The sequence below is a fragment of the Allobosea sp. P1_A7 genome (assembly GCF_056406775.1).
This window is the reverse complement of sequence record NZ_JBFTZN010000453.1, coordinates 1-2958: the sequence shown is the minus strand read 5'-3', so window position 1 is coordinate 2958 and position 2958 is coordinate 1. Positions and strand designations below refer to the sequence as shown.

Annotated in this window: 3 protein-coding genes; 1 reads left to right on the top strand and 2 read right to left on the bottom strand. The window is 65.5% G+C overall.

Going from position 1 to position 2958, the window contains the following annotated elements; genetic code table 11:
* The coding region (gene lepB / locus AC1D34_RS36110) for a signal peptidase I (RefSeq protein WP_476826853.1) at positions 1 to 731 on the bottom strand (731 nt) is incomplete at its 3' end.
* A gap of 335 nt (positions 732 to 1066) precedes the next feature.
* On the opposite strand from lepB, the gene aqpZ reads away from it, so the two are divergent.
* On the top strand, positions 1067 to 1765 hold the full coding sequence (aqpZ, locus tag AC1D34_RS36105; protein WP_441488723.1) for an aquaporin Z: 699 nt from the start codon (positions 1067 to 1069) through the stop codon (positions 1763 to 1765).
* Positions 1766 to 1972: 207 nt separating this feature from the next.
* Here aqpZ and AC1D34_RS36100 read toward each other — a convergent pair.
* On the bottom strand, positions 1973 to 2958 hold a 986-nt coding region (locus AC1D34_RS36100), incomplete at its 5' end, for a DUF2332 domain-containing protein (RefSeq protein WP_476826852.1).

Below are 2958 nucleotides of genomic sequence, written 5' to 3'. Positions count from 1 at the left end.
GTCCAGGGCCATTCCCAGACACGCCAGGCGGAGGCGCCGTCGTCGATGGAGAAGAAGATGATCTCGGCGCGGCCGACGAAGTTCTCGAAAGGCACGTAGCCGACGCTCCGGTCGCGCGAATCCAGCGAGTTGTCGCGGTTGTCGCCCATCATGAAGAAATGGCCTTCGGGCACGCGGAAGACCGGCGTGTTGTCGAAGGTGCCGGTGTCGCCCTCGCGCTCGATGATGTTGTGGCTGACGCCCTCGGGCAGCGTCTCGCGATACTGGATGACCTTGGTGCTGCGGCCCCAGTTGTCGGTGGTTTCGAAGTCGGCGATGCGCTCGCGCTTCACCGGCTGGTTGTTGATGTGGAGGATGCCGTCGATCATCTGGATGCGGTCGCCCGGCAGGCCGATGACGCGCTTGATGTAATCGGTGGAATTGTCGCTCGGCAGCTTGAAGACGGCGATGTCGCCACGCTTCGGCTCGGCAGCCCAGACCCGGCCCTTGAACAGCGGCGGGCTGAACGGGATCGAGTGCTTGGAATAGCCGTAGGTGTATTTGGAGACGAAGAGATAGTCGCCGATCAGCAATGTCGGGATCAGCGAGCCCGACGGAATGTTGAAGGGCTGGAACAACAGCGTGCGGATGACAAGCGCGATGAGAAGCGCCTGGACGACGACCTTGATCGTCTCAAGGATGCCGCCCTCGTCCTTGGCCGTCTTGCTCTTGATTTCGGCGTCGTTGGCCACCCGGGGCGCTCCTTCATCAGTTCCGAGGCGCGGCATAGCGGAATGTACGGCCGGGGACAACGCGATATCCTCGCACAAGATGGCGCGAACAGGGCCGCCCGGCATCGCAACGCAACATTGGTTCTGTCATCGCGAATTTACCCGGCTGCCCGCAGGTCCGGACCTGCCGCAATTGAGGCGACGCAATCGCGCCGCCCCGACATTGCCCCAGGCCAAGCAGCAGCCGGCGAAGATCGACCCCTGCCGCAGGTGAAGGGCGGCCCCGCAGTAGCGTAATTGACGCATTCCGAGCCCAGGTTCACTGATAGCTGGTCACAACCTCTGGGGGAATCAGTATGAGCTCGAAGAAATATGCGGCTGAAGCCATCGGCACATTCTGGCTAACCTTCGCCGGCTGCGGCAGTGCGGTCATCGCCGCAGGCTTCCCGCAGGTCGGTATCGGGCTGCTCGGCGTCTCACTTGCGTTCGGCCTGACGGTCGTCACCATGGCCTATGCCATCGGCCATATTTCGGGTTGCCATCTCAATCCGGCGGTCACCGTCGGGCTCGCGGCCGGCGGGCGTTTCCCCACCGGACAGGTCCTCCCCTATATCGTCGCGCAGGTGATCGGTGCGATCGCCGGCGCCTTCATTCTCTACATGATCGCCAAGGGCGCGCCTGGCTTCGATCTCGCCAAGGGCTTTGCCTCGAACGGCTATGGCGAACATTCGCCGGGCCAGTACAGCCTGTTCTCAGGCTTCCTGATGGAAGTCGTCATGACGATGATGTTCATCTTCATCATCATGGGCGCGACCCATGGCAAGGCGCCGGCAGGCTTCGCACCGCTCGCCATCGGCCTCGGCCTCGCTCTCATCCACCTGGTCAGCATTCCCGTGACGAATACTTCGGTCAATCCGGCGCGCAGCACCGGCCCTGCCCTGTTCGTCGGCGGCTGGGCGCTGCAGCAGCTCTGGCTGTTCTGGGTCGCTCCGCTGATCGGCGGCGCTCTTGGTGGCGTGCTCTATCGCTGGCTGAAGTCCGACACGGCCGAATAGCCGTCAAGATGGCGCCGGCTCGGTCCGGCGCCTCGTTTCCTGTGGTTCGAACGGGTCGGGTGCGCGCAGCTCCGGCCCGTTTTGCGTTATCGGCCTAGATCATCGGACAGGAAACCGCGTCCGGTCCGATGATCTAACCCTTTGTGTTTGCATCGGCTTTGTCCCGAAAACCGCAATCCACTTTTCGGGCCGATGCCCTAACCCGCCTCAGTGCCACTCGACCCAGCGGCCGTGATAATCGGCGCGCCCGAGTTCACGCTCCACTGCCCCCGGCCATTGCGTCAGGGCGACCGCGGCATGGCCAGGCTTGCCGTCCGGCTCCATGCGCAGCCAGGCCAGCGGGCGCTCGGCGGTCGCGGCAGCGCCCGCCGCAGCCATGGCCGCAACGATGCGCTGCTTGGTCGGCTCGGGCAGATATTGCCACATGATCGTGTGCATCAGCATGCGGGCGCTGCCCGGCGCGGCCGCCTCGGCCAGCCGCGCCTCGACCCMGGCGGCAGCATCGGCTCGCTCAACGCGCCACGAGGCAGCAGACGCCGCATCGAAGGCTGCTTCGGTCGTGTGCAGGCGGTCGGCCTGATCCGGCCAGATATAGGAGAGGACGCGGGCGCGATCGGCCGGTTGCGATGGGTCGAGCGGATTGAGGTCGCAGGCACGCCGCGCCGCCACGCGAAGCGCGGCATCGAGCGGAGGCAGCCTGCCGCGCCATTCGCTGCGAATCGTGGCCGGCGCATCGTCGCGCCCCCAACTGGCGGCACCAAATGCGTAGCGATAACGCTCGAAACCGAGATTGAGCCCGGCGCTCGCGCCGATCTCGATCAGATCAAGCGGCAAGCCGGTATCGCGGGCAACGATCAAGGCGCCCCCGAGCAGCACGGCGCAGCGCTTCACCTCATTGGTCTGCGGGGCGCTGTCGAGATAGGCGGCAAGATCCGCATCATGGGCGTCGATGGCTGCGGCAAGGCCGCTCCACAATGCGTCCGCGCGGGCAACAGCCGGCGGGTAGAGCGCCTGCAGTGACGGCATCGTTCCGGAGCGCGCCAAGGCGTTGAAGGCACCGGCTGCCCGCAAGGGCAGCGCATCGGCAACGGGGTCGCCCGGCCAGCCAAGCGCGCGCCGGCCAAAACCACTGGTTTGATCGAGCCGCTCCGCCATCACCTCGCAGAACAGGGCCGTGAAGGGGGATCCAAGCC

What these genes read in the sequence shown, in the direction of transcription:
- aqpZ (WP_441488723.1), top strand. Translation starts at nt 1,067, where the DNA reads ATGAGCTCGAAGAAATATGCGGCTGAAGCCATCGGCACATTCTGGCTA.